Below are 24,977 nucleotides of genomic sequence, written 5' to 3'. Positions count from 1 at the left end.
ACCGGCGCATCTCTTGCGTTTTCTGGATCAGACCCAAGGACGCTCCGTCGCCGCTTTAGCCTCGAACGCGTCGATCGAAGCGGCCTTCTCCATAGTCAGTCCGATGTCGTCCAGCCCATTGAGCAGGCAGTGCTTGCGCCAGGGGTCCACGTCGAATCCAATGGTGCCGCCATCCGGGCCGGTGATTTCCTGGTTTTCCAGATCAACGGTCAGCACCGCGTTCGCCCCGCGCTCCGCGTCATCCATCAACTCGTCCACCTTCTCCTGCGGAAGCGCGATGGGCAGGATGCCGTTCTTGAAACAATTGTTGTAGAAGATGTCGGCAAAACTGGTCGAGATCACACAGCGAATTCCGAAATCAAGCAGAGCCCACGGCGCGTGCTCGCGGCTGGAGCCGCACCCGAAATTATCCCCGGCCACGAGGATCTTCGCCTCGCGATAGGCCGGCTGGTTCAGCACGAAATCGGGGATCTCGTTGCCATCGTCGTCATAGCGCATTTCGTCGAAGAGGTTCACACCCAACCCCGATCGCTTGATCGTCTTCAGGAACTGTTTCGGAATGATCATGTCGGTGTCGATGTTGACCAGTGGCATCGGCGCCGCGACGCCGGTCAGTTTCACGAATTTTTCCATCACATGATCTCCCGGATGTCAGTCAGCTTGCCGGTCACCGCCGCTGCCGCCGCCATGGCCGGGCTCATCAGGTGGGTCCGTCCGCCGCGGCCCTGCCGGCCCTCGAAGTTGCGGTTCGACGTTGCCGCACAGCGCTCACCTGGCGACAGCTGGTCGGGGTTCATGGCCAGGCACATGGAACAGCCCGCAAGCCGCCACTCGAAGCCGGCCTCGGTAAAGATCTCGGCCAAGCCTTCCTCCTCGGCCTGCGCGCGGACAAGGCCAGAGCCGGGCACAACCATCGCCCGCTTCACCTTGATCTTCTTGCCTTTCAGGATCTCGGCTGCGGCGCGCAGGTCTTCGATCCGGCCATTGGTGCAAGACCCGATAAAGACCGTGTCGATCTCGATATCCTTCAGCTTCTGACCGGGCTTGAGACCCATGTATTCCAACGCGCGCTTGGCCGCCTCGGTCTTGCCGCCGGTAAAGCTTTCGGGTGCAGGCACCTCTCCGTCGATCGGCAGCACGTCCTCGGGGCTGGTGCCCCAGGTAACGACCGGCGCGATATCCTCGCCCTTGATCGTGATCACCTTGTCCCAATGGGCGTCGTCATCGGAATACAGCGTCTTCCACCAGTCCATGGCGGCTTCCCACTGTGCGCCCTTCGGTGCATGGGGCCGGCCCTTGATGTACGCGAAGGTCTTTTCATCGGGTGCGATCAGGCCCGCGCGTGCGCCGCCTTCGATCGCCATGTTGCAGACGGTCATCCGCCCTTCCATCGAAAGGTCGCGGATGGCCTCGCCGCAATACTCGATGACATAGCCCGTACCGCCAGCGGTCCCGGTGCGGCCGATCACCGAAAGCGTGATATCCTTGGCTGTCACACCGGGGCGCAGCTTACCGGTGATCTCGACCTTCATATTCTTCGACTTGGTCTGAATCAGGGTCTGGGTCGCCAGCACGTGCTCGACCTCCGACGTGCCGATCCCGTGCGCCAGCGCACCGAACGCGCCATGGGTCGCTGTGTGGCTGTCGCCGCAAACCACGGTCATGCCCGGCAAGGTCCAGCCCTGTTCCGGGCCCACGATATGCACGATTCCCTGCCGCACGTCGCTGACCGGGTAATAATGGATGCCGAAATCCTTGGCGTTCTTGTCCAGCGCGGCCACCTGGGTGCGGCTGTCCTCGGGCATGGCATCGGGATTCTCGCGCCCCTCTGTGGTCGGCACGTTGTGGTCCGGCACGGCAATGGTCTTGTCCGGCGCGCGCACCTTGCGGTTCGCCATGCGCAGCCCTTCAAAGGCCTGCGGGCTCGTCACCTCGTGCACGAGATGCCGGTCGATATAAAGCAGGCAGGTGTCGTCCTCGGCCTCATGTGCCAGGTGGGCATCCCAGATCTTGTCATAAAGTGTCTTGGGGGACATCGGTCCTCTCCCGTCGTGTCAGTGAAATCTCAAAATGGCAGGTATCGGCACCGCCTTATAGGCGTGCCAGAACCGTGCAGGCCGCACCGAAGAAACGCCAGGGCAGGCGCGCACGATCGTCCATGTCGAAAACCCGTATCATCACTGTCAGATACAACCCCGCTCCGAGTCTATCAAGAGCACAACGAAACCGCGGACCGAACCGCCTCTTCTTCTGGCCGTAAATATCCCGGGGGTTCGGTTGAAGCAGCGCTTCAACCCTGGGGGCTGGCCCCCAATCGACCAAACCTGCGCGGCGCAGCCGCCCTTCGGATCACGCCTCAATCCGGCGCCAGCATGTATCCTTCGCCGCGCACCGTCTGCAAATAGCGCGGCTGCTTCGGGTCGGCCTCGATCTTGCGCCGCAACCGAGTGATCTGAACATCCACCGCGCGTTCCTGCGCCTGCCCCTTGTCGCGCCCCAGGTCCTCGACCAGCTTGGTGCGGCTGACCGGCTCGCGCAGGTTCTCGGCAAAGATGCGCATCAGCTGAACCTCGGTTGCCGTCAGCCGGACAAGGTCTTCACCGCGCATCAGTTCCGACCGTTCGATATCGAAACGCACCGGGCCCATGCTCAGAACTTTCGGCGCGATCTGTTCCGGTGCGGGCTCCGGCATCCGCCGCAAGATCGCGTTGATCCGCAACAACAGCTCCTTGGGCTCGAACGGTTTGGGAAGATAGTCGTCCGCACCGGCCTCGAGCCCCGCGATACGCTCGTCGGTCTCACCCTTTGCGGTCAACAATAGAATGGGCGTTTGAATCGTCTCGCGCAACGCCCGTGTCAGCATCACGCCATCCTCGCCGGGCATCATCACGTCCATCACGATCAGGTCGAACTCCAACCCCAACAGAACACGACGCGCGTGGCTGGCATCCCGCGCCACAGATACCAGAAAACCGTTGCGCGCAAGGAACTTGCGCAGAAGATCGCGGATGCGCTCGTCGTCATCGATGATCAGCAGGTGAGGCGCCGGATCGTTCATTTATCTGTCTCCCGGATCGCATGATACTTTCGGCGCATGTCAGGGTCCATCATTGCTTCCAGCACTTGCCGGAACCCCGCGACGGCCTCGGGGCCCGCCTTGCGATACGCGGCCCGCATTCGGGCGCGCTGTGCGTCCGAAAGGGTCTGCTCAAGCGCGCGGCCCTTGTCCGTCAGGGTTAGGTTGCGTTCACGCCGGTCCGATTTGCCCTGCCGGCTTTCCACCAGCCCGTCCTCGACCAATGTGCGCAGTACACGGTTCAGCGACTGCTTGGTCACGCCGAGGATGCCCAGCAGGTTGTTGACCGTGGTACCCGGCCTCCGCGCGATGAAATGCAGCGCGCGGTGATGCGCACGGCCATAGGCCATGGTGGCAAGAATGCGATCCGGGTCCGCAGTGAATCCCCGGTAGGCGAAGAACATCGCCTCGATCCCCTGGCGCAGCTGTTCATCGGTCAGGAACAGCAGGCTTTCGCCGCTATGCACCTCGGCCATCGTTATCCTCCCGTCATACTCGGCGACAAGATAAGTCAGCCTTGTTGACATTCCAAGATCAAACTGGTAGCGAATCGCAGTTTCTGCGCAATTTTATGTCCGCTTCGGACGTTTGACGCGCAACAAATGGAAAAGGTCAGGCTGAGGAGGCGGAAATGGCAGCGTATGATGATCGTGACGGCAAGATCTGGATGGACGGAAAGCTGGTCGAATGGCGGGACGCGAATGTGCATATTCTGACCCACGGCCTGCACTACGCCAGTTCCGTGTTCGAGGGCGAGCGGTGCTACAACGGCAAGATCTTCGAGAGCCGCAAGCATTCGGAACGCCTGCACTTTTCCGCTGGCCAGCTCGATTTCGAAATCCCCTACACGGTGGACGAGATCGAGGCCGCCAAGATGGAAGTCCTTCAGGCCAACGGGTTCGAGAACGCCTATGTCCGCGCAGTCGCATGGCGCGGCGCTGGCGAGGATATGGGAGTCGCGTCGGCCCGCAACCCCGTCCGCCTGGCCATCGCCGCCTGGGAATGGGGCGCCTATTACGGGGATGCCAAGATGAAGGGTGCCAAGCTCGACATTTCCAAGTGGAAGCGGCCCAGCCCCGAAACCATCCCCAGCCACGCCAAGGCGGCCGGTCTTTACATGATCTGCACCCTCAGCAAGCACGCCGCCGAGGCGAAGGGCTGTTCCGATGCGATGATGTTCGATTATCGCGGCTACGTGGCCGAGGCGACGGGCGCCAACATCTTCTTCGTCAAGGATGGCGAGGTGCATACGCCCGATCCCGACTGCTTCCTCAACGGGATCACGCGCCAGACCGTCATCGGGATGCTGAAAGACCGCCAGGTCAAGGTGCACGAGCGCCACATCATGCCCGAGGAGCTGGAAGGCTTCGAGCAGTGCTGGCTGACCGGCACCGCCGCCGAGGTCACGCCCGTGGGCCAGATCGGCGACTACAATTTCGAGGTCGGCGCGCTGACCCGCGACATCGCGGAGAGCTACGAGAAACTGGTGCGGGCGTAAGGCCATGGCTTTCGCCTGCCGCGCCAGGAAATGAGTGTGCGCACCGCGATCGAGGCTGCGAGCCTGCGGGACGGTGCGACACTGTCGTTTCACCATCACCTTCGGAACGGCGACGACCTTATGCGCGAGGTCTTGCAGACCTGCGCCGAAGAGGGCCTGCGCAACCTGCACGTCGCGCCCTCGTCGCTCTTTCCCTGCCATGCGGCCCTGATCCCTTTCGTGAAAGACGGTACCGTTACACGGATCACCACGTCCTACATGAACGGGCCCCTCGCCGAGGCGGTGCAGCGCGGTCTTCTGCCTCATCCGGTCCGTCTGCAAACCCATGGCGGGCGGGCCGAGGCCATCGCCTCAGGCCGACTGAAAATCGACGCGGCGTTCATCGCCACACCCGCGGTGGACACCGAACGCAACCTCGGCGGCGCTGCGGGCCCGAACGCCTGCGGCCCGCTGGGGTACGCCATGGTCGATGCCGCCCATGCCCGTTACGTCACGGCGGTCACCGATCACTATGTCTATGACTTGCCGCGTGTCTGCATCCCGGCCGCGCAGGTCGATCTCGTGGTCACCGTCGACAGCATCGGTGATGCGCAGCAGGTGGCCTCCGGCACGACCGCTCGTGCGCCGTCTGCCAAAGGGCAGGCCATCGCCGACCTGACCGCCCGCCTCATTGCATGCAGCGGCCTTCTGAAAGACGGGTTCAGTTTCCAGACCGGCGCGGGCGCGACATCTCTTGCCGTCGCACGCAGCCTGGCGCCAGTCATGGCCGAACGCGGCGTGGTTGGCGATTTCGCGGCGGGCGGCATCACCGGACCACTGGTGCAAATGCTGCATTCCGGTCTCTTCCGCCGACTGCTCGACGTTCAGGCCTTCGACGGAGCCGCCGTGGCCTCCTATGCCAATGACACCGCGCATTACGCGATGTCCGCGTGGGATTACGCGAGCCCGGCCAATCCCGACAGCGCGGCGTCCCGGCTTGACGTGATGATCCTCGGCGCGGCCGAGGTCGACATGAATTTCAACGTCAACGTCACCTGCGCCAGCGACGGGCGTATCATCGGCGGATCGGGCGGCCATGCCGACACCGCTGCTGGCGCGAAGCTGGCCATCGTGACAACCCCGCTTTGCGCCGGCGGGTTTCCCAAGCTGGTCGAACGGCTGACCTGTCTCACCACGCCGGGCGACACCATTGGCGCCGTGGTCACGGAAGAAGGCATCGCCATCTCCCCCGCCGTCCCAGAGCTAGCGCGGGCCGCGAAGAGCGCCGGGTTGCCTCTGACGTCTCTCGACGACCTGCGCGGCAAGGCCGAAGCACAGGCCACGCAAAGTGCAACGCCCAGGTTCGCTGAACGCATCGTTGCCGAATGCGAAGCGCCGGACGGCACGGTGATCGACCACGTGCGCGCGCTGGACCCTTAAGCAAAAGAAAAGCCGGGCGACGAGGCCCGGCTTTCCGATTGGATAGATTCACGTTCAGCCCGGGCTCAGTCCGCGCAGGCGCTCCGACCGGCGGCGCAACAGCTCCACCGTGGTCAGCAGCAGGATCGAGATTGTCACAAGGATTGTCGCCGCGGCAAGGATCGTCGGCGAGATCTGCTCGCGCAGGCCGGTAAACATCTGCCACGGCAGGGTCTGTTGCTGCGCCGAGCCGACGAACAGCACTACGACCACCTCGTCAAAGGACGTGATGAAGGCGAAAAGCCCGCCCGAGATCACGCCCGGAAGGATGAGCGGCATCTGAACCCGGAAGAACGTCGTGACCGGGTTCGCCCCCATATTGGCCGAGGCCCGTGTCAGCGAGCGGTCGAAGCCTACCAGCGTCGCCGTCACCGTGATGATCACAAACGGCACCCCAAGAGCAGCGTGTGCCAGGATGACTTTCACGTATCCGACGAAGGCCTGGTCCAGTCCCAGGTTCGCCTCCAGCCAGTTGCCCAGCGGTGCATAGAAAAAGAACATGCCGGTGGCCGAGATGATCAGCGGCACGATCATCGGCGAGATCAGGATCGCCATGATCGCCTGCCGTCCGGGCACGTGGCTTTGCGACAGGCCAATGGCCGCCAGGGTGCCGAGGCTGACCGAGATGAACGTGGCGAAGGGCGCAATGATCAGCGAGTTCTTCAGCGGCGTCATCCATTCGTCCGTGCCAAGGAAATCGCGGTAGTGCTTCAACGAATATCCTTCCGCCTGGAAGTTCAGCATTTCCGGCGTAAAGGTAAAGAAGTTCTCGGCATTGAAACTCAGCCACATCACCGGGATCAGCGGCGCGATCAGGAAGAAGAACACGAGCCCGCAGATGAACAGGAAAGTGTTGTGCCACAGCACCTGGCCGGGGGTGTAATAGATCGGCACGTTCTTGCGGTAATCGCCGGTGTCGAGCCAGTACGCGAACCAACTGAGAACCGCGCCGATGATAACGCCGGAAATCGCCGCGCCAAGCCCGCCGGCGACAAATCCCGCGACGGCGAAGGCCGCGATTATACCCCAGCGGGTTTGCGTGCGCTGATGTGACATCTGATGCGCCAGCATCGCGATCCCGGCGCCGATGGCCGCGCCGACAAGCGCGCCAAACCAAGGCTGACCATAGACGTTACCGGCGACAAATCCGAACATCGCGCCCAGAACCGCCGTCAGCGGAAGTGTGAACCCGGTCAGCGGCGGGCGCGGGATGGTGACTGTGTATCCGTCGTCTTGATCAGTCATGACCTAGCCCCCCAACTTGACGTTATCGATGCCCACGATCCTGTCGTAGCACCAGTAAAGCACCAGCACGACGACCAGCAGGATGGTCCCCAGCGCGGCCGCCAGACCCCAGTTCAGCGAGCTGGAAATGTGATAGGCGATCCGGTTCGAGATGAAGACACCGTCGGTGCCGCCCACGATCTCGGGCGTGATGTAATAGCCGATCGACAGGATGAACACGAGGATCGAGCCCGCGCCGATGCCCGGCACAGATTGTGGGAAGTAGACCCGCCAGAAGGCCGTGACATTCGTCGCGCCCAGCGATTTCGCCGCGCGAAGGTAGGACGGCGGGATCGTCTTCATCACCGAGTAGAGCGGCAGGATCATGAACGGCAACAGGATATGCGTCATGGCAATGATCGTGCCCGTCGCGTTATTCATCAATATCAATCGGTTCGCATTATCCACGAAGCCCAGCCAGACGAGGATCTCGTTGATCACCCCCTGTTGCTGCAACAGCACCTTCCACGCGGAGGTCCGCACCAGCAGCGAAGTCCAGAACGGCAGCAGAACGAGGATCATCAGCACGTTCGCCGTGCGCAACGGCAGATTGGCCAGGATCCACGCCACCGGATAGCCCAAGAGGATGCAACTGCCCGTGATGATCAGCGACATGTAAAGCGTGCGCATGAACAAGGTGATGTAGATCTGCTGATTCTCGGGCCGCGCCTCGACCCCTTCGAATCCAAGCTGATAATCGGCTGCGTTCAGGAAATATCCCGACGTGTAGGACGATTTGTAGACGCTAAGCGTCTTCCAGGTTCGCGGATTGCCCCAGCCCTCGTCGATCTCCAGAAACGAGTCCTTGAAATTCAGCTGCGGCTGATCTGCTAGCATCTCCTGCGCCGCAACAAGTTGCTCTGCTCCGAAACCGCTGTAGGACGCCACATCGGCACCGGCCTGCAATTCCTGGATCAGGGCGATCTTGACCGACTCCCAGGGTTCTTCCTCGGCGACGACGTCTTCTTCAGCGATAGCGGTATAGACGGCAAAGCTGGCATATTCATATGCGGTTCGCGGCAGCAACGCGGAAATTTCCGCTCCGGGCAGAAATCCGGTTCCGCCGGTAAAGCTGTCGCCTGTCAGGGTCCGCAAACGCGCCCGGGCGCGGTCCAGCACATCCTGGTCGGAGTTCTCGGCCGTTTCGCCGCCGCGCATCAGATCGAACCAGAATGTCTCATTGTCCCAGGTGTCCTCGGCCAGATCTTCGAGCGCATCGATCTGGTCTTCGCCGATCTCGTCAAGGTCGCGTCCGACCGAGCGAAACTGTGACGACAGGCCGGTTTGTTCGTAATTCAGGCGTGTGCCCAGCTTGGTGTGCTCCTTCGCCTCGGAGGCAAGGAACAGGTCATAGTAGAGCGCCTCATAGACGGGTTCGTCCGGCAGGTCGCTCGCCGTCGGATCCCACTCGGAAATTGCGCTGACGGTTTGCGGCAGGGTATCGGGCACAATCGTGTTGTCGACCGAGCGCAGCAGCATCGAGACGATGGGAACGATGAAGGTTACAAGAACAAAAATCAGCAACGGCGCGATGAGCAGCAGCGCTCGCATCTTCTGGCGGCGCAGTGTGCGCGAAAGGCTTTTCTTTAGCGGTGTGCCGTCTGCAGCCAGAACCGGGCCGCCCTCGTTGCTGTCCGCAATGCGCAGCCCGTCATCGGGTGTGGGTGCCACCTTCCCGGTCGTCGCGTCAGTCACATCGCTCATAAAGTCCCCGTCGGCCGTTTGTTGTTCTGTTTTTTGTCGGTGTGGAAGGGCCGCGGACGGCCCTTCCGGATTTCACTATGCGAACCGCTTATTGTGCCAGCCACGCCTGGAACTTGGCGTCGATGTCGTCGCGGTAGTCAGCCCAGAACTCGTAGTTGTAGAGGAACGTGTTCTTGGCGTTCTCCGGGTCCGTCGGCATGTGCGGCGCCATGTCGATGCCCAGGTCGGCGTGCTGACCCACCAGCGGTGCCGAGGAGGCACGTGCCGGACCGTACGAAATGTACTTGGCCTGGTCGGCCAGACGCTGGGTGTCGGTGGCGAACATGATGAAGTCCATGGCGCGTGCCAGGCGATCCTCGGGCAGGCCTTCGGGGATGATCCAGCCGTCCAGGTCGAAGACCTGCGCGTCCCACATCATGCCGATCGGCTGATCCTGCTCTTCGATCGCGGCAAACAGGCGGCCGTTATAGGTCGAGCCCATGAAGACCTCGCCATCTGCCAGAAGCTGCGGGGTGTCGGCACCGGCGGACCACCAGATCACGTCGTCCTTGATGGTTGCCAGCTTGTCCAGCGCCCGCTGCTGGCCTTCGTCGGTGGCCAGAACGTCGTAGACTTCTTCTTTCGCAACGCCGTCACAAAGCAGCGCCCACTCGACGTTGTTGATCGGGCGCTTCTCCAGCGCACGCTTGCCCGGATAGGTTTCCAGGTCGAACACGTCGCAGATGTCGTTCGGCGCTTCCACGCCTTCCGGCACCATGTCGGTGCGATAGCCGAAGGTGGTCGAGTAGACGATCTGCGGGATGAAGCAGTCACCGACCAGCAGTTCGCCGAAATCTTCCTCTGCCGAGGTGCCATCGGGCGCGGCGGCCAGATGCTCTTCGGGGTCGATTTCCATCGCCAGGCCTTCGTCGCAGAGGCGCAGCGCATCGGCGGCCACCACATCGACAACATCCCAGGTGATGTTCCCGGCCTCGTCCATGGCGCGCAGCTTGGCCACGGCCTCGTTCGAGCTTTCGTCCCAGATCACTTCCAGGCCTTCGTTCATCTCCATGTACGGCTCGGTATAGGCTTTCTGCTGGCTCGCCTGATAGGCGCCGCCCCAGGACACGACGGTCATCGAGTCGGCCATTTCCTGTGCGTGAGCCGACGCGGCAGCAACCGTCAGTGCGGTCGTCGCCATGAGTGTTTTCGTCAGTTTCATGTCATTCTCCCAAAGTACTCCCGTTTACCTTTCGGGCCCCATGTCACGGGAACAACATGCGGACCTCGTTCTATCCGGGCTGGCGCGGTGGCCTGCTCGAATGCCTTTAACTCCTAGTTCGCATCCAGCGCGCGGCAATCCTCGGGCAGCCAGCCGATCTCTATCGTCTCGCCCGGTGTCAGCCGGGTCTGGTCCGGCGCGTTACGCGACTTGATCACGAAATTGTCGTTACCCGCCACGCTCAGACGGGTGCGGAAAATGTCACCCATATAGATGAATTCCAGCACCTCGGCCTTGATCGTATGCGTGCCTTCCTTGAGGCGTTTTTTATCGAATTCCACGCGTTCCGGCCGGATCGAGACGCGCGTGCGCTCGCCGACCTTGCTGACGTTGACCGGCTTGCAGTCGATGATTCCACCATCATCCAACTGCACCTGCGCGAGGCCGCCCTCGATCTCCTTGACGGTGCCTTCCAGCGTGTTGTTCTCACCGATGAACTGCGCGACGAAGCTGTTCTGCGGGCTCTCGTACAGCTCGTCCGGCGGCGCCAGCTGCTGGATGCGGCCATCGTCGAACACCGCGACGCGGTCCGACATGGTGAGCGCTTCGGTCTGGTCGTGGGTCACGTAAACAGTGGTGATGCCCAAGTCGTGTGCCAGCTTGGTGATCTCGAACTGCATGTGCTCGCGCAGTTGTTTGTCGAGCGCGCCCAAAGGCTCGTCCATCAGAACCAGCTCGGGCTCGAACACCAGCGCCCGGGCCAATGCGATCCGCTGTTGTTGACCGCCCGACAACTGCGCCGGGCGGCGTCCGCCGAAGGCACCCATTTGCACCATGTCCAGCGCCCGCTTGACCTTCGTCTCGCGGTCGGACTTGCCGATCTTGCGCACCTCCAGCGGGAAGGACAGGTTCTCGGCCACTGTCATGTGCGGGAAGAGGGCATAGTTCTGGAACACCATGCCGATGCCCCGCTTGTGCGGCGGAATATCGTTGATCGAGACGCCGTCCAGTAGGATTCGCCCGTGCGTGGCCGTCTCGAAACCTGCCAGCATCATCAGACATGTGGTCTTGCCGGATCCCGACGGCCCCAGCATCGTCAGGAACTCGCCCTTGGGCATGGAAAGGTTCAGATCCTTTACGACCAGCGTCTCGCCGTCGTAACTTTTCTGAACGCGATCAAATGCGACGAACGCATCGCTCGCTTGCGATTCGGTCAAGAGTGTCTCCCCATAATATTCTTACTCGCGGTTGCTCCGCGCTCGGCAGGAAATAAAGACAGATTCCGGCAGTGATGCAAGCGATCTCCTTTAAATTCTTCCCCTGAAGGCGAATCGACTGGCTACGCTCATCAAACAGTCACTTTTCCTGCAAGGTGCCAAACATGGACCCATCTTACGCACGAATGCACCAGCGGTTTACCCCAATGACGGCCCAGCATGCGATTTGCTCGGGACAGATTTTTTCGTGCAATCCAGTACGATCGTAGGCAGGCTCGATGCGCCGGAGGCGTTCGGCCCGGCCCGGACAGACGAGGTTCAGTATCCACGATGAAAGACTTGCCCTTTACGCCAGTAGAGTATGATCGCCGTCTCAAGCGGGCCCGTGCCGCGATGGAAGAGCGCGGGCTGGATGCGATCTTCATCACCGACCCGTCGAACCAGAACTGGCTGACCGGATATGACGGTTGGTCCTTCTACGTGCACCAGGGCGCGATCCTGACAATGGACGGGCCGCCGCTGTGGTGGGGGCGGCACATGGATATGCTGGGCGGTCGCAGGACCTGCTGGATGGAGAACGATTTCATCCTCGGGTATGGCGACCATTTCGTGCAGTCGACCGAGCGCCACCCGATGCAGGACCTGGCGGAGGTGCTCAAGCGGTACGGGCTTGAGACCGCGACGATCGGCGTGGAAATGGAGAACTATTACTACTCCGCCAAGGCCCATGCGGTGCTTTGCGAGGAAATGCCGAATGCCAAGATCGTCGACGCCACCTCGCTGGTGAACTGGCAGCGGATCGTCAAGTCGGACGAGGAACTGGTGCTGATCCGCAAGGCCGCCCGAATTTCGGAAAAAGTGATGCGCACCGCCATCGACATGGCCGAGCCGGGGCTGCGCAAGAACGACCTTGTGGCAAGCATCCTGAAGGCCGGCATCGAAGGCGTGGACGATGACTGGGGCGACTATCCGGCGATCATGCCGCTGACGCCTTCGGGCCTTGACGCCACCGCCGCGCACCTGACGTGGAACGGCAACCCGATGCAGCCGGGAGAGGCAACTTTCTTTGAACTTTCAGGGTGTTACCGTCGATATCACGCGCCGCTCTGCCGCACGGTCTTTCTTGGGGGAGAGCCGCCGCAGGTATTCGCGACGCCGAGAAAGCGCAACTGGAAGGCATCCAGGCGGGATTGGAAGCGGCCCGTCCCGGCAACCAGACCCGCGACATTGCGCAGGCGCTGCTGGACGTCCTGGCCAAGTACGAGATCAAGCGCGAGGGGCGCATGGGCTATCCCGTCGGCGTCAGCTATCCGCCCGACTGGGGCGAGCGGACGGCGTCGATCCGGCTGGAGGACGAGACGGTGCTGGAACCCGGCATGGTGTTCCATTTCATGCCCGCGCTGTGGATGGATACCTGGGGGCTGGAAACGACCGAGACGATCCTGATCAACGAGGACGGACCGGCGGAATGCCTGTGCAACATGCCCCGCCAGATGTTCGTCAAGGACTGAGGCGAATCACCTGACCGCGCGGAAGGTTACCGCCTGAAAACCGTGTCGGTATCACGTCGGTATTCAGGTGGTATGCCGTCGGTAAGAGCCGCATCCATCCGATCGTTACGGTGGCGCGCGGTGCTCCCTCGCGCCACGGTATGTCGAACGGCTCAGCTCGCCGCCTTCATCAGACCTTCATCTTTCAGTTGCTTGTGCGCCAGGTCGAGCGCGATGTTCGCGCGTTCGATCAGCGTGTCGATCTCGGGTTTGGTGATGACCAAGGGCGGCGAGATCACCATGCGGTCGCCGACGTGGCGCATGATCAGACCGTTCGAGAAACAATGCTCGCGACAGATCAGGCCCGCCGTGCCGCCATCGGCGGCGAATTTTGCGCGGTTGGCCTTGTCGGGGCTGAGCGCGATGGAGCCCATCAGGCCGCAGATCGCCGCCTCGCCCACCAGCGGGTGATCGGCAAGGGTTTGCCATTTTTCCTTAAGGTAGGGCGCGGTTTCGGTACCGACGCGCGTCACGATGCCTTCCTCGTCAAGGATGCGCAGGTTTTCCAGCGCGACGGCACAGGTCACCGGGTGGCCGGAATAGGTGTAGCCGTGGGCGAATTCGCAGCCGTTGAGCACCTCGGCCACCTCGTCGCTGACCAGCGAGCCACCCAGCGGGGCGTAGCCCGAGCTGACGCCCTTGGCGATGGTCATGACATCGGGCTTGATGTCGAAGGTTTCCGAGCCGAACCAGTTGCCGGTGCGCCCGAAGCCGCAGATCACCTCATCGGCGATCAGCAGGATGTTGTACTTGCGGCAGATGCGCTGGATTTCGGGCCAGTAGGTTTCGGGCGGAACGATCACGCCACCCGCGCCCTGCACCGGCTCGCCGATGAAGGCGGCAACCTTGTCTTCGCCCAGTTCGAGGATCTTTTCCTCAAGCTGGCGGGCGCGCTCAAGCCCGAATTCGGCTGGATCAGTGTCTTTCCCTTCGCCGTACCAATAGGGCTGGTCGATGTGGTGAATGTCGGGAATGGGCATGCCGCCCTGGGCGTGCATCGCGGCCATGCCGCCAAGCGAAGCGCTGCCCATCGAAGAGCCGTGATAGGCGTTCTTGCGGCTGATGATCGCCTTCTTTTCCGGGTGGCCCTTCTGTTCCCAGTAGGTGCGCACGAGGCGGATGTTGGTGTCGTTCGCCTCGGAGCCAGAGGAAGCGAAGAAGACGTGGTTGAGGTCGTGCGGCGTCAGTTGCGCCAGCTTGTCGGCCAGCGCGATGGCTGGCACGTGGGTCGTCTGGAAGAAGGTGTTGTAATAGGGCAATTCCTTCATCTGGCGGGCGGCGGCCTCGGCCAGTTCCTCGCGGCCATAGCCGATATTGACGCACCACAGCCCGGCCATGGCGTCGAGATATTCGTGCCCCTCGCTGTCGGTCAGGGTGACGCCGTTGGCGCGGGTGATGACTCGCGCGCCCTTCTTGTTGAGCGCGTCGCCATGGGTGAAGGGATGCAGGTGGTGTGCAGCGTCCAGCGCCTGAAGCTCGGCGGTGGGCATATGATTCGTGATCGCGGTCATGGTGGTGCCTTTCATGATCGGGGGATCGGACAGGGCGGGCCGGTCCGTTTTCCCCAGGATATGATCAAATTATTCGAAGTCAATCGAATCACGCCGAACCGGCGGACTGCTCCAGCGAAACGCGGACCTGCTCCATTCCCTGGATCACATCTTCGCGGATGGCGCGGGCCGCCCCTTCGGCATCGCGGGCATGCATGGCGTCCAGCATGTCCTTGTGCTTGTCGGGCAGGTTCTGGGTGCCCATGCGTCCGCAGACGACCCGCAGGGAAGGACCGAATCGCAGCCACAGCCCCTCGGCCAGATCAGCAAGAATCGGGGCGTCCGCAATGCTGTAGATATGCGCGTGAAAGGCGTAGTTGCGTTCCAAGTAGGCGCGCAGATCGCCCCGGTCGATCGCTGCGTCAAGATCGCGGTCGAGGGTTGTCAGGTGATCGAGGTCTTCCAGCCCCGCACGCTCGGTCGCCCGTAAAGTAAGGTGCGGGTCAAGCCATTGGCGTGCAAGGATCAGCTCGGAAATGTTGTCGGCGGTCAGCGTTGGCACCACCACGCGGCGGTTGCCGCGAAACTCCAGCGCGCCTTCGGCGGTGAGGCGGCGGATGGCCTCTCGTACCGGGGTCATGCCGGCCCCCAGGCGGTCGGTCAGACCCTGGATCGTGACAGCCTGCCCCGGCGCGAGGTCGCCGAACAGCACCAGCGCGCGCAGTTCGCGATAGATCAGCTCATGCGCCGGAGCGCGGGCCGCCTCCGCGCTGTCCGTGCCGAATTTCTGGGCGTGTCTGCTCATTACATATGCTTTCCGTCGCGGCGATCTCAGCAATCGCCTTGCGAGTTTAGCGGCTGCGTGAAAGCATTACCATATTGCCATACCGGGTTTTGTTTGATCAAATCCTGGCCCAAGATGCGACAAGCATCGAACCAAGGGGAGATACCGAATGACACAGAAGTTTCTGACCATGACCGCCGTTCTGGCGCTGGGCGCGACAAGCGCCATGGCGCAGGAAGTGCGCGTCTACAACTGGTCCGATTATATCGACGAGGACCTGCTGAGCCAGTTCGAGGAAGAGACCGGGCTGGAGCTGGTCTATGACGTGTTCGACAGCAACGAGGTGCTGGAAACCAAGATGCTGGCCGGCGGCTCGGGCTATGATGTGGTGGTGCCGTCGGGCACCTTCCTGCAGCGCCAGATCGCGGCGGGCGCGTTCCAGAAGCTGGACAAGTCGCAGCTGCCCAACCTGGACAACATGTGGGACGTGATCCAAGAGCGGACGGCGAAATACGACCCCGGCAATGAATACGCCATCAACTACATGTGGGGCACCACCGGCATCGGCGTGAACACCGCCAAGGTGGCCGAGGTTCTGGGCGAGGATGCGCCCGTCGACTCGCTGTCGCTGATCTTCGACCCGGCGAACATGGAGAAATTGCAAAGCTGCGGTGTGCATTTCCTGGACGCGCCGACCGAGCTGATCCCCGCCGCGCTGAAATACATCGGCGAGGACCCCGACAGCCACGACCCCGACGTCATCGCCAAGACCGAAGAGGTGCTGATGGGCGTGCGGCCCTACGTGCAGAAGTTCCACAGCTCGGAATACATCAACGCGCTGGCCAATGGCGACATCTGCGTGGCCTTCGGCTGGTCGGGCGACATCCTGCAGGCGCGCGACCGTGCGGCCGAGGCCGACAACGGCGTCGACATCGCCTATAACGCGCCCAGCGAAGGGGCGCTGATGTGGTTCGACATGATGGCGATTCCGGCCGATGCGCCGAACCCCGAAGGGGCGCACACGTTCCTGAACTTCATCATGGATGCCGAGAACATCGCGGCGGCCTCGAACTATGTGTATTACGCCAACGGCAACAAGGCGTCGCAGGAATACCTGATCGAGGACGTCATCGACGACCCGGCGGTCTATCCGAACGAGGAGACGCTCGAGAACCTCTACACCACCACGCCCTATCCGGCGAAGGTGCAGCGGGTGGTGACGCGGCTCTGGACCAAGATCAAGTCCGGCACCTGAACCAAGACACGCCAGGACCCGCGCCGCGTTTGTGCGCGGGTCCATTCCTTTCAAGGGGACAGGAATGCCGGAAACCAAGTTCGCGCCGTGGACCGATCCGAATGAAAAGCCGTTGATCCAGTTCCGGAACGTGACCAAGCGGTTCGGCACGTTCACCGCCATCGACGACCAGTCGTTCGACATCTATGCCAAGGAATTCTTTGCGCTGCTGGGACCGTCGGGCTGTGGCAAGACGACGATGATGCGGATGCTGGCCGGGTTCGAGACGCCGACCGAGGGCACGATCCTGCTGGGCGGGCGCGATATCGCCCCGATCCCGCCGAACAAGCGCGAAGTGAACATGATGTTCCAGTCCTATGCGCTTTTCCCGCACCTGTCGGTGCGCGACAACATCGCCTTCGGCCTGAAACGCGACAAGCTGCCCGCCGACAGGATCGCGGCGCGGGTGGACGAGATGCTGAAACTGACGCGGCTGGAAAAATTCGCCAGCCGCAAGCCGCACCAGATTTCCGGCGGTCAGAGACAGCGCGTGGCGCTGGCGCGGAGCCTTGCCAAGGGGCCGAAGCTGCTGCTGCTCGATGAACCGCTGGGCGCGCTGGATGCCAAGCTGCGGCAGGATACGCAGTTCGAGCTGATGGACATCCAGGAAAAGACCGGCACCACCTTTGTCATCGTCACCCACGACCAGGAAGAGGCGATGACCGTGGCGAGCCGCGTGGCGGTGATGGATGACGGGCGGATCGTTCAGATCGCCACGCCCGACGAAATTTACGAGGCGCCGAATTCGGCCTATGTGGCGGACTTCATCGGGGACGTGACGCTGTTTTCCGGCACCGCGATGAACCGGGCGCCGGAGGCGGAGCCCATTCAGGAGACCGCCGAAGCCGGAACCGAGGCGGCGCCGGGAGAGGCGGAAAACCCCGAAACAGAGACTGTCGAGACACCCAAAGCGGTGACGGATATCGGCGTGCCGGCGGAACCGGAAGCGCCCATTTCCGCCGAACCCGACGCGCCCGAGCCCGCACGTGCCGAGCCAGCACCCGCGGCCGCACCGGCGAAGGCGGCGCAAGGCCCGCAGCCCAACCGCATGGGACTGTGGCTGCATGACAAACTGTGGGCCAAGGTCTTTGGGCCGCGCACCGATATCGTGCGGCAACTGCCGCCGCCGAGCGATGCGGAACGCACTGTGAAGAGCGCAGAAACAGAGCCCGTTTCCGCCGAGTCCACCCGGGCTCCGGGCGGGGGCATCACCATCGACTGGGCCGAGGGGCAGCCGCCGTTGATCGCGCTCGACGGGCCGGAGGTGAAGGATGGCCAGCAGGTTCAATTGGCCCTGCGCCCCGAGAAGGTCGGGATATCCAAGACGAAACCGGATGCGGTCAATGCGTTGAAAGGCAAGGTGATCGACATCGCCTACCTCGGCAACCTGTCGACCTATCACGTCGAGCTGGAAAACGGCATGATGATCAAGGCGCAGCTGGCGAACACCCGGCGCATCTCGCGCCGGGACATAACCTGGGAGGATGAAGTCTGGGTGAGTTGGACGGGAACAGCCGGGGTGGTTCTGACATCATGATGCGCCGCGTCGTCCTGATCCTCGTGCCGTACCTGTGGCTGCTGGCGCTGTTCCTGGTGCCGTTCGCCATCGTGCTGAAGATCAGTCTCAGCGACATCGAGCTGTCAATCCCGCCCTATACGCCGCAGCTGGACCTGTCCGAGGGCTGGGAGGGGATCAAGACGTTCTTCGCCGGGCTCGATTTTGAAAACTTCGTATTCCTGACCGAGGACGATCTTTACTGGAAATCCTACCTGTCGTCGCTGCAGATCGCCGTGATCTCGACCATCCTGACGCTGCTGGTGGGCTATCCGATCGCCTATGCCATGGCGCGCGCGCCGAACCACTGGCGTCTGACGCTGCTTATGCTGGTGATCCTGCCGTTCTGGACCAGCTTTCTGATCCGGGTCTACTCGTGGATGGGGATCCTGTCGACAGAGGGGTATCTGAACCAACTTCTGCTGGGTTTGGGTCTGATTTCGTCACCGCTGACGATCCTGAACACCAATATCGCGGTCTATATAGGGATCGTTTACACCTACCTGCCCTTCATGATCCTGCCGATCTATTCGACGCTGGAGCGGATGGATGACAGCCTGCTGGAAGCCGCAGAAGACCTGGGCTGTTCGCGGCTGACGGCCTTCTGGCTGGTGACGCTGCCGTTGTCGAAAAACGGCATCATCGCAGGCTGCTTCCTGGTCTTCATCCCGGTGGTGGGCGAGTTCGTGATTCCATCCCTGCTGGGCGGGTCGCAGACACTGATGATCGGCAAGGTGCTGTTCGAGGAGTTCTTCAACAACCGCGACTGGCCGGTGGCAAGTGCGGTGGCGGTGATCCTGCTGTTGATCCTGATCATTCCGATCGTGCTGTTCCAGCGCAACGAGCAGAAGCAGCGGGAGGCGGAAGGATGAGCGGCAGCAAAACTCTTGCGAAGAGTTTTGCCAAAAGCTTTCTCAAAGCTTTTGGCGCTCCGGCGTGGAGGGCTGTGCGATGAGACGGCTATCGTGGTTCAACACGACCTCCCTGACGCTGGGCTTCGCGTTTCTCTATCTGCCGATGATCATCCTGGTGATCTACAGCTTCAATGCGTCGCAGCTGGTTACCGTCTGGGCCGGGTTCTCGACCAGATGGTACGGGGAGCTGTTGCAGAACGAGGCGTTTCTGGATGCCGCGTGGGTTACGTTGCAGGTGGCGGTGGTCAGTTCCACCATCGCGACGGTGCTGGGCACGATGGCCGCCTACGTATTGGTGCGCGCCGGGCGGTTCTGGGGGCGGACGCTGTTTTCGGGAATGATATATGCGCCGCTGGTGATGCCCGAGGTAATCACCGGCCTGTCGCTGCTCTTGCTCTTCATCGGGATCGGGCTGGACCGGGGGGTGCTGACGATCATCCTGGCGCATACGACCTTTTCGATGTGCTTCGTGTCCGTCGTTGTCTCCTCGCGGCTGGTCAGCTTTGACAGGTCGCTGGAAGAGGCGGCACTGGACCTGGGATGTTCGCCGTTCCAGGCATTTCGCCTGGTCACCCTGCCGATCATCGCGCCGGCGGTGATTTCCGGCTGGCTGCTGGCCTTTACTCTGTCGCTGGATGACCTCGTGATCGCCAGCTTTACCGCGGGGCCGTCGGCCACGACGCTGCCGATCAAGATATGGTCGTCGATCCGCCTTGGCGTCAGCCCCGAGATCAACGCGTTGTCGACGATCCTGATCGGTATCGTGGCGGTGGGGGTTATCACCGCATCGCTGGTGTCAAAGCGCCAGCTGATGCGACAGGATGCGGATGAAAAGGCCGCGGTCCGGGCCGAGGCATGACCAAGCTCAAGCGAATCTGGGAAGACGGGGCCTATGGCGCCGCGCCGGTGGCCGATTTCTGGTGGACGGATACCGTGCCGCCGGGCGACTGGCCGGCGCTGGAGGGTGACACGACCACCGATGTGGCGATCATCGGCGGCGGTTTCACCGGGCTGAACGCGGCGCTGGCGCTGGCCGAGGCGGGAATCGGCGTCACGGTACTGGAGGCGCGGCATCCCTTCTGGGGTGCCTCGGGGCGCAATGGCGGGTTCTGTTGCCTGGGCGGGGCCAAGGCCAGCCATGCCGAGATAAAGGCGAAGTTCGGCGAGGCCGAGGCGCGCGCCTTTGCCCGGGCCGAGATGGCGGCGGTGGAGCATGTGGGCGGTTTGATCGACCGTTTCGGGCTGGACGTGGAGCGCCATTCGGAGGGTGAGACGCAACTGGCGCACCGTCCGGGCGATTTTGACGCGATGCGCGAAAATGTCGGTGCGACGCAGGAGCTTTACGGCGTGACGCCGATGTTGACGCCGCCGGAGGAGTTGGCGCAGGCCGGGCTGAAAGGCCCGTTCCACGGCGCCTGCACCATGCCGATCGGCTTTGCCCTGAACCCGCGGAAATACGCGCTTGGGCTTTGCCGGGCGGCCGAGGCGGCGGGGGCCGTGGTGCATGGGCAGAGTGCCGTCACGCGGATCGAGAGCCTGGTCGATGGGCGCTATCGGCTACACACGGATAAAGGCTCTGTTACGGCCGAAAACTTCATTGTCGCGACGAACGGCTATAGCTCTGACAACCTGCCGGACTGGATGGGCGCGCGGTACCTGCCGACGCAATCGAGCGTGATCGTAACGCGCCCGATGAGCGATGACGAGCTGGCCGCCCAAGGCTGGACCAGCCGACAGATGTGTTACGACACGCGGCACCTGTTGCACTATTTCCGGCTTATGCCGGACAACCGGATGCTGATGGGGATGCGCGGCGGGCTGCGGCATTCACCTGGCACCGAGGCGCAGATCAGGGCGATGATTCGCGCCGATTTCGAGAAGATGTTCCCGGCCTGGGCGCATGTGGAAACGCCGCATTACTGGTCGGGCTTCGTCTGCGTGACGCGCGATCTGGTGCCTTATGCCGGTCCGATCCCGGAGATGCCGGGCGGGTTCGCGGCGTTCGGCTATCACGGCAACGGCGTGTCGATGGGCAGCTATGCGGGCAGTCTGCTGGCCGATCTGGTGCTAGGCGAGACGCCCGACAGGCCCTACCCCGCGCCACTGCGGCACAAGCCGCGAAAGTTCCCGCTGGGCCGGTTCCGCCGGATGCTGATGCGGCCGGCCTACCTGCATTACGCGTGGCTTGATCGCTAGCCCTGTGGCGTCTTTGCCGCCTTGGCCTTGCCGCGCTGGATTCCAAGCTGACGTTCGCGCAGGATGATGATGATCCCCGCCAGCACGATCAGCGCGGCGCCGGCCAGCATCTGCGTGGTCGGCACCTCGTCGAAGATGACGTAGCCGATGGCGATGGCAAAGAGCATCGAGGCATAGTCGAAGGGCGCGATGACGCTGGCATCGGCAAAGCGGTAGGCCGAGGTCAGGAAGATTTGCGCAAGCCCGCCGATCAGGCCGGCAAGAACGAGGTAGACAGTCTCTGTTCCGCCCGGAATGACCCATCCGAAGGGCAGAGTCAGCAGCGACAGCAGCGTCGAGGTGAGCGAGAAATAGAACACGATCGCGCTGGTCTGTTCGGTCTGGACCAGTTTGCGGATATAGATCTGCGCCAAGGCGGCGCAGACCGCGCCCAAAAGGACCAGTACCGCACCCACGGCCTGTGCGGTTTCCACGGTGGCCCCGCCAAAGGTGGTCAGGCGCGGGGTCAGGACCACCAGGACTCCGACAAGGCCCAGCGCCACGGCCCCAAGGCGGAAGATGCCGACTTTCTCATCCAGGAACATCGCCGCGAAGACCACCACCAGAAGCGGGGCGGCATAGCCCAGCGCCGTCACCTCGGGGAGAGGCAGAAGGCCGAGACCGGCGAACATCAGGCCCATTGCCGTGGTGCCGACGAAGCCGCGCCAGAAATGGCCCATGCGCGATTTCACGCGAAGGCCGGTCGACATTTCGCCGCGGATCGCGAGCCAGGCGAGGATCACCGGGATTGCGAAGAAAGAGCGGAAGAAAACCGCCTGCCCGGGTGGAACAGTGTCTGATGCGGCCTTGATCAGGGCGGACATGACGATGAACAGAGTCACCGCGACAAGTTTTAGGGCAATACCTTTGAGAGGTTTCATGGAGCGTCTCCGTCACCCTGAATTGGCCCAAAGCTGCGGCAAAATCAATCGCCGCGCACGCAAGGCCGCCATGCGGGATTGATCCGGGCTGGGCGATGGCGCGTATCGCCCTATAATCACGGAGTATGATGATGCGCTTTCTTTTCGGGCTTCTGGCCACGGTTTTTGCCCTTCCCGCGCTTGCGCTGGACCTGCAATCCACCTTCACCAATATCGACGGCGGTACGCACCGCCTGGCGGATTGGCAGGGACAGCCTGTGTTGGTGGTCAACACCGCGTCGATGTGCGGGTTCACCGGGCAATATTCGGATTTGCAGACGCTGTATGACACGTATCGCGACCGCGGACTGGTGGTGCTGGCGGTGCCGTCAGGCGATTTCAACCAGGAATTGGCGAGCGAGGACGAGGTCAAGGATTTCTGCGAAGTGAACTATGACCTGACGCTGCCGATGACCGGCATCACCAACGTGCGGGGCGCGGCCGCTCACCCGTTCTATCGCTCGGTCGCAGAGGAGGCCGGGTTCACGCCAGCGTGGAATTTCAACAAGATCCTGCTGAGCCCCGAGGGCGAGGTCGTTGCGACCTACGGCTCGCCCGTCAAGCCGATGTCGTCCGCGATCACCGGCGAGATCGAGAAGCTGCTGGCGCGGACGGGCGGCTGATCGGCGTGGTCGCGTCGGCCTCCTTGCTGGGGGCAATGTTGTAGAGCTTGCGGTAGGCGCGGGAAAAATGCGTGGGGCTGGTAAAGCCGCATAGCACGCTGATCTCGGTGATGCTCATCTCGGTCTGCCGTAGCAGGTTTCGAGCCTTTTCCAGCCGAATTTCCAGGTAATAACGGCTGGGCGAGGTGTTGAGGAACGCCATGTAGAGGCGTTCGAGCTGGCGCACCGAGACGCCGACCATCGCCGCCAGTTCGCTGAGCTTCAGCGGATCCTCGATATTGCCGCGCATTATCTCGATCGCCTGCGTCAGGCGGCGGTTTCCGCGCCCGACGCGGGCAGGCAGCGACAGGCGCTGAGACTGGCTGTGGTCGCGCGGAGCGGTATAGACCATCTGTTCGGCCACGTATTCCATAAGCTTCAGCCCGTAATCCTCGCCAATGAGGTGCAGCATCAGGTCCATCGAGGAGGCACCGCCAGCACAGGAAAAGACCCGGCCGTCGACCGAATAGATCGTGTCCTGCACCGTGACCTGAGGCAGCGCCTCGGTCAGGGCATCGACATATTCCCAGTGCGTGCTGACCCGGCGGCCCGCGATCAGGCCCGCAAGTGCGAGCGTGTAGGCGCCGCTGGAAAGCGAGCCGAAACTGATGCCTTTGCGCGTTTCGCGGCGCAACCAGGCCAGCACATCCTTGGTGCTGCCCGCGGCGGCGGCGTGACCGGCGCAGACCACCAGCGTATCGTCGCGGCGCAACTGTTCCAGCGCGCCGTCGACGGCGACTGTCACGCCGTTCCAGGCCTCGGCCGGGGCGCCGTCGGCGCTCAGCAGGCGCCATTCATAATAGCTGCGGTTGCTGGAGTGCCGGTTCGCCAGGCTCAGCGATTCCAGCGCGCAGGTGAAGCCCAGCATCGAGAAGCCCGGAATCAGCAGGAAGACATAGCGTTTCGGCGGCTGGGTTCTGTCGCGCATCAGATGGTCTCTGGCTGTGGGTCACGAAAGGCGTGTCTGCGGGATGCATGATCGGGCTTCCCTCAACCATTCCGGCCCTGCCTGTCGCGCGTGTTTTCGGCGCGAAGCTGTCCGCAGGCGACATGAATTGACCCAATCCGTCAGATTCGTGTCGTTGGCCGGTTCATGGCTTCAGGACTCGCCCCAGTCCATCACCACCTTGCCGGAATTGCCCGAGATCATCGCGGCGAACCCTTCCTCGAAGTCGTCGATGCCGATCCGGTGCGTGATCAGGCCGGAGACGTCCAGCCCCGACTGCACCAGCGCGATCATCTTGTACCACGTCTCGTACATTTCGCGGCCATAGATGCCCTTGATATGGAGCATCTTGAAGATGACCGTGTTCCAGTCGACCGGAAACTCGGTGGGGGCGATGCCCAGCAGGGCGACCTTGCCGCCATTGTTCATGCGCGCGATCATCTGCTGCATGGCCGCCGAGGCGCCCGACATTTCCAGCCCCACGTCGAAGCCTTCGGTCATGCCGATCTCGTCCATCACCTCGCGCAGTTCTTTGCGGCTGACATCCACGACGTGCTGCACGCCCATCTCTCGGGCGAGGTTCAGGCGATAGGGATTGATATCGGTGATCACGGTCTTGCGCGCGCCGACCTTCTGCGCGACCAGCGCGCCCATGATGCCGATCGGGCCGGCGCCGGTGACCAGAACGTCCTCGCCCACGAGGTCGAAGGACAGGGCCGTGTGCACGGCATTGCCGAACGGGTCGAAGATGGCGGCGATCTCGTCGGGGATATCCTCGGGAATCGGCACGACGTTGGACTCGGGGATGCAGAGATATTCGGCAAAGCTGCCGGGGCGGTGGACGCCGACGCCTTTGGTGTTGCGGCAGAGGTGCCCGCGCCCGGCGCGGCAGTTGCGGCAGGCGCCGCATACGATGTGCCCCTCACCGCTGACCCGCTGGCCGATCTGGTATTTCAGCGCGGCGGGGCCCATGTCGACGATCTCGCCCACGAATTCGTGGCCCACGACCATCGGCACGGGCACGGTCTTGGCGCTGAATTCGTCCCATTTCCAGATATGCACGTCAGTGCCGCAGATGGCCGATTTCTTCACCTTGATCAGCACGTCGCTCGGCCCCGGTTCGGGGACCGGGACATGGTCCATCCACAGCCCCGGTTCGGGTTTGGACTTCACGAGGGCTTTCATCTGG

General features: G+C 62.6%; 21 protein-coding genes and 1 pseudogene. 9 read left to right on the top strand and 13 right to left on the bottom strand.

Translation table 11 applies throughout. The annotated features are described in order from the left end of the window. Positions 1 to 27 precede the first annotated feature (27 nt). The 4 genes from leuD to ACSQ76_RS01025 form a co-directional block, all read right to left on the bottom strand. Positions 28 to 633 (bottom strand): 3-isopropylmalate dehydratase small subunit, encoded by a 606-nt coding sequence (leuD, locus tag ACSQ76_RS01040; RefSeq protein ID WP_437155109.1) that lies wholly within the window; start codon positions 631 to 633, stop codon positions 28 to 30. Beyond that, positions 633 to 2,036 (bottom strand): 3-isopropylmalate dehydratase large subunit, encoded by a 1,404-nt coding sequence (leuC, locus tag ACSQ76_RS01035; protein WP_437155108.1) that lies wholly within the window; start codon positions 2,034 to 2,036, stop codon positions 633 to 635. Before leuC ends, leuD begins: the two co-directional genes overlap by 1 nt. 320 nt (positions 2,037 to 2,356) lie before the next feature. Continuing rightward, entirely contained in the window at positions 2,357 to 3,058 is a 702-nt protein-coding gene (locus tag ACSQ76_RS01030; RefSeq protein ID WP_437155107.1) for a response regulator, read from the bottom strand. Beyond that, positions 3,055 to 3,552, bottom strand: coding sequence for a MarR family winged helix-turn-helix transcriptional regulator (locus ACSQ76_RS01025; RefSeq protein WP_306128797.1), 498 nt, complete (start codon positions 3,550 to 3,552; stop codon positions 3,055 to 3,057). The genes ACSQ76_RS01030 and ACSQ76_RS01025 overlap by 4 nt, the downstream gene beginning before the upstream one ends. A gap of 155 nt (positions 3,553 to 3,707) precedes the next feature. Here ACSQ76_RS01025 and ACSQ76_RS01020 point away from each other — a divergent pair, with 155 nt between their 5' ends. After that, on the top strand, positions 3,708 to 4,574 hold the full coding sequence (locus ACSQ76_RS01020; RefSeq protein ID WP_437155106.1) for a branched-chain amino acid aminotransferase: 867 nt from the start codon (positions 3,708 to 3,710) through the stop codon (positions 4,572 to 4,574). Between the two features lie 30 nt (positions 4,575 to 4,604). Beyond that, positions 4,605 to 5,993 carry a citrate lyase subunit alpha gene (locus ACSQ76_RS01015; protein WP_437155105.1) on the top strand — a complete coding sequence of 463 codons (1,389 nt, stop codon included), beginning with the start codon at positions 4,605 to 4,607 and terminating at the stop codon, positions 5,991 to 5,993. Between the two features lie 54 nt (positions 5,994 to 6,047). Here the strand turns inward: ACSQ76_RS01015 and ACSQ76_RS01010 are convergent, their stop codons facing one another. The 4 genes from ACSQ76_RS01010 to ACSQ76_RS00995 form a co-directional block, all read right to left on the bottom strand. Continuing rightward, positions 6,048 to 7,277, bottom strand: a complete 1,230-nt coding sequence (locus tag ACSQ76_RS01010; RefSeq protein ID WP_437155104.1) for an ABC transporter permease — start codon at positions 7,275 to 7,277, stop codon at positions 6,048 to 6,050. A gap of 3 nt (positions 7,278 to 7,280) precedes the next feature. Then, positions 7,281 to 9,020, bottom strand: a complete 1,740-nt coding sequence (locus ACSQ76_RS01005) for an ABC transporter permease (protein ID WP_437155103.1) — start codon at positions 9,018 to 9,020, stop codon at positions 7,281 to 7,283. A gap of 88 nt (positions 9,021 to 9,108) precedes the next feature. Beyond that, on the bottom strand, positions 9,109 to 10,221 hold the full coding sequence (locus ACSQ76_RS01000; protein ID WP_437155102.1) for an extracellular solute-binding protein: 1,113 nt from the start codon (positions 10,219 to 10,221) through the stop codon (positions 9,109 to 9,111). A 113-nt stretch (positions 10,222 to 10,334) separates the two neighbouring features. Then, on the bottom strand, positions 10,335 to 11,438 hold the full coding sequence (locus ACSQ76_RS00995; protein ID WP_306128727.1) for an ABC transporter ATP-binding protein: 1,104 nt from the start codon (positions 11,436 to 11,438) through the stop codon (positions 10,335 to 10,337). Between the two features lie 219 nt (positions 11,439 to 11,657). Between ACSQ76_RS00995 and ACSQ76_RS00990 the strand changes: the two are divergent. After that, positions 11,658 to 12,949, top strand: a pseudogene (locus ACSQ76_RS00990) (M24 family metallopeptidase). A gap of 152 nt (positions 12,950 to 13,101) precedes the next feature. Here ACSQ76_RS00990 and ACSQ76_RS00985 read toward each other — a convergent pair. Both ACSQ76_RS00985 and ACSQ76_RS00980 read right to left on the bottom strand, forming a co-directional pair. Continuing rightward, on the bottom strand, positions 13,102 to 14,499 hold the full coding sequence (locus ACSQ76_RS00985) for an aspartate aminotransferase family protein (protein WP_437155101.1): 1,398 nt from the start codon (positions 14,497 to 14,499) through the stop codon (positions 13,102 to 13,104). A gap of 88 nt (positions 14,500 to 14,587) precedes the next feature. Beyond that, entirely contained in the window at positions 14,588 to 15,283 is a 696-nt protein-coding gene (locus ACSQ76_RS00980) for a GntR family transcriptional regulator (RefSeq protein ID WP_306128730.1), read from the bottom strand. Between the two features lie 148 nt (positions 15,284 to 15,431). Here ACSQ76_RS00980 and ACSQ76_RS00975 point away from each other — a divergent pair, with 148 nt between their 5' ends. The 5 genes from ACSQ76_RS00975 to ACSQ76_RS00955 all read left to right on the top strand — a co-directional run bounded on the left by ACSQ76_RS00975 (position 15,432) and on the right by ACSQ76_RS00955 (position 21,221). Beyond that, positions 15,432 to 16,517: a polyamine ABC transporter substrate-binding protein gene (locus tag ACSQ76_RS00975; RefSeq protein WP_437155100.1), complete on the top strand. Its 1,086-nt coding sequence runs from the start codon at positions 15,432 to 15,434 to the stop codon at positions 16,515 to 16,517. 64 nt (positions 16,518 to 16,581) lie between these two features. Then, positions 16,582 to 18,093 carry an ABC transporter ATP-binding protein gene (locus tag ACSQ76_RS00970; protein ID WP_437155099.1) on the top strand — a complete coding sequence of 504 codons (1,512 nt, stop codon included), beginning with the start codon at positions 16,582 to 16,584 and terminating at the stop codon, positions 18,091 to 18,093. Then, positions 18,093 to 18,983 carry an ABC transporter permease subunit gene (locus ACSQ76_RS00965; RefSeq protein WP_437158136.1) on the top strand — a complete coding sequence of 297 codons (891 nt, stop codon included), beginning with the start codon at positions 18,093 to 18,095 and terminating at the stop codon, positions 18,981 to 18,983. Before ACSQ76_RS00970 ends, ACSQ76_RS00965 begins: the two co-directional genes overlap by 1 nt. Positions 18,984 to 19,062: 79 nt before the next feature. Then, positions 19,063 to 19,884 carry an ABC transporter permease gene (locus ACSQ76_RS00960; RefSeq protein WP_437155098.1) on the top strand — a complete coding sequence of 274 codons (822 nt, stop codon included), beginning with the start codon at positions 19,063 to 19,065 and terminating at the stop codon, positions 19,882 to 19,884. Then, positions 19,881 to 21,221 (top strand): NAD(P)/FAD-dependent oxidoreductase, encoded by a 1,341-nt coding sequence (locus tag ACSQ76_RS00955; RefSeq protein WP_437155097.1) that lies wholly within the window; start codon positions 19,881 to 19,883, stop codon positions 21,219 to 21,221. The genes ACSQ76_RS00960 and ACSQ76_RS00955 overlap by 4 nt, the downstream gene beginning before the upstream one ends. On the opposite strand, the gene ACSQ76_RS00950 is transcribed toward ACSQ76_RS00955, so the two are convergent. Continuing rightward, entirely contained in the window at positions 21,218 to 22,141 is a 924-nt protein-coding gene (locus ACSQ76_RS00950) for a DMT family transporter (protein WP_437155096.1), read from the bottom strand. The two genes, ACSQ76_RS00955 and ACSQ76_RS00950, sit on opposite strands and share 4 nt — an antisense overlap. 128 nt (positions 22,142 to 22,269) lie before the next feature. Here ACSQ76_RS00950 and ACSQ76_RS00945 point away from each other — a divergent pair, with 128 nt between their 5' ends. Beyond that, complete coding sequence (locus ACSQ76_RS00945; RefSeq protein WP_437155095.1) at positions 22,270 to 22,803, top strand: glutathione peroxidase; 534 nt, start codon at positions 22,270 to 22,272, stop codon at positions 22,801 to 22,803. Here the strand turns inward: ACSQ76_RS00945 and ACSQ76_RS00940 are convergent. Further along, positions 22,760 to 23,770, bottom strand: coding sequence for a GlxA family transcriptional regulator (locus ACSQ76_RS00940; RefSeq protein ID WP_437155094.1), 1,011 nt, complete (start codon positions 23,768 to 23,770; stop codon positions 22,760 to 22,762). The two genes, ACSQ76_RS00945 and ACSQ76_RS00940, sit on opposite strands and share 44 nt — an antisense overlap. Before the next feature lie 171 nt (positions 23,771 to 23,941). Further along, the gene (gene tdh, locus ACSQ76_RS00935) at positions 23,942 to 24,973 is read right to left on the bottom strand and encodes an L-threonine 3-dehydrogenase (RefSeq protein ID WP_437158135.1); all 1,032 of its coding nucleotides are present in this window, start codon (positions 24,971 to 24,973) and stop codon (positions 23,942 to 23,944) included. Between the last annotated feature and the right edge of the window lie 4 nt (positions 24,974 to 24,977).

The sequence above is a fragment of the Roseovarius sp. B08 genome (genome assembly GCF_051417955.1).
Classification (GTDB): domain Bacteria; phylum Pseudomonadota; class Alphaproteobacteria; order Rhodobacterales; family Rhodobacteraceae; genus Roseovarius.
The sequence above is the reverse complement of the archived record's forward strand: the minus strand, read 5'-3'. Positions and strand labels throughout refer to the sequence as shown.

Bases quoted from the DNA above. Each gene is read 5' to 3' on its own strand.
- leuD (WP_437155109.1), bottom strand. From the start codon at position 633: ATGGAAAAATTCGTGAAACTGACCGGCGTCGCGGCGCCGATGCCACTG.
- leuC (WP_437155108.1), bottom strand. From the start codon at position 2,036: ATGTCCCCCAAGACACTTTATGACAAGATCTGGGATGCCCACCTGGCA.
- ACSQ76_RS01030 (WP_437155107.1), bottom strand. From the start codon at position 3,058: ATGAACGATCCGGCGCCTCACCTGCTGATCATCGATGACGACGAGCGC.
- ACSQ76_RS01025 (WP_306128797.1), bottom strand. From the start codon at position 3,552: ATGGCCGAGGTGCATAGCGGCGAAAGCCTGCTGTTCCTGACCGATGAA.
- ACSQ76_RS01020 (WP_437155106.1), top strand. From the start codon at position 3,708: ATGGCAGCGTATGATGATCGTGACGGCAAGATCTGGATGGACGGAAAG.
- ACSQ76_RS01015 (WP_437155105.1), top strand. From the start codon at position 4,605: ATGAGTGTGCGCACCGCGATCGAGGCTGCGAGCCTGCGGGACGGTGCG.
- ACSQ76_RS01010 (WP_437155104.1), bottom strand. From the start codon at position 7,277: ATGACTGATCAAGACGACGGATACACAGTCACCATCCCGCGCCCGCCG.
- ACSQ76_RS01005 (WP_437155103.1), bottom strand. From the start codon at position 9,020: ATGAGCGATGTGACTGACGCGACGACCGGGAAGGTGGCACCCACACCC.
- ACSQ76_RS01000 (WP_437155102.1), bottom strand. From the start codon at position 10,221: ATGAAACTGACGAAAACACTCATGGCGACGACCGCACTGACGGTTGCT.
- ACSQ76_RS00985 (WP_437155101.1), bottom strand. From the start codon at position 14,499: ATGACCGCGATCACGAATCATATGCCCACCGCCGAGCTTCAGGCGCTG.
- ACSQ76_RS00980 (WP_306128730.1), bottom strand. From the start codon at position 15,283: ATGAGCAGACACGCCCAGAAATTCGGCACGGACAGCGCGGAGGCGGCC.
- ACSQ76_RS00975 (WP_437155100.1), top strand. From the start codon at position 15,432: ATGACACAGAAGTTTCTGACCATGACCGCCGTTCTGGCGCTGGGCGCG.
- ACSQ76_RS00970 (WP_437155099.1), top strand. From the start codon at position 16,582: ATGCCGGAAACCAAGTTCGCGCCGTGGACCGATCCGAATGAAAAGCCG.
- ACSQ76_RS00965 (WP_437158136.1), top strand. From the start codon at position 18,093: ATGCGCCGCGTCGTCCTGATCCTCGTGCCGTACCTGTGGCTGCTGGCG.
- ACSQ76_RS00960 (WP_437155098.1), top strand. From the start codon at position 19,063: ATGAGACGGCTATCGTGGTTCAACACGACCTCCCTGACGCTGGGCTTC.
- ACSQ76_RS00955 (WP_437155097.1), top strand. From the start codon at position 19,881: ATGACCAAGCTCAAGCGAATCTGGGAAGACGGGGCCTATGGCGCCGCG.
- ACSQ76_RS00950 (WP_437155096.1), bottom strand. From the start codon at position 22,141: ATGAAACCTCTCAAAGGTATTGCCCTAAAACTTGTCGCGGTGACTCTG.
- ACSQ76_RS00945 (WP_437155095.1), top strand. From the start codon at position 22,270: ATGATGCGCTTTCTTTTCGGGCTTCTGGCCACGGTTTTTGCCCTTCCC.
- ACSQ76_RS00940 (WP_437155094.1), bottom strand. From the start codon at position 23,770: ATGCGCGACAGAACCCAGCCGCCGAAACGCTATGTCTTCCTGCTGATT.
- tdh (WP_437158135.1), bottom strand. From the start codon at position 24,973: ATGAAAGCCCTCGTGAAGTCCAAACCCGAACCGGGGCTGTGGATGGAC.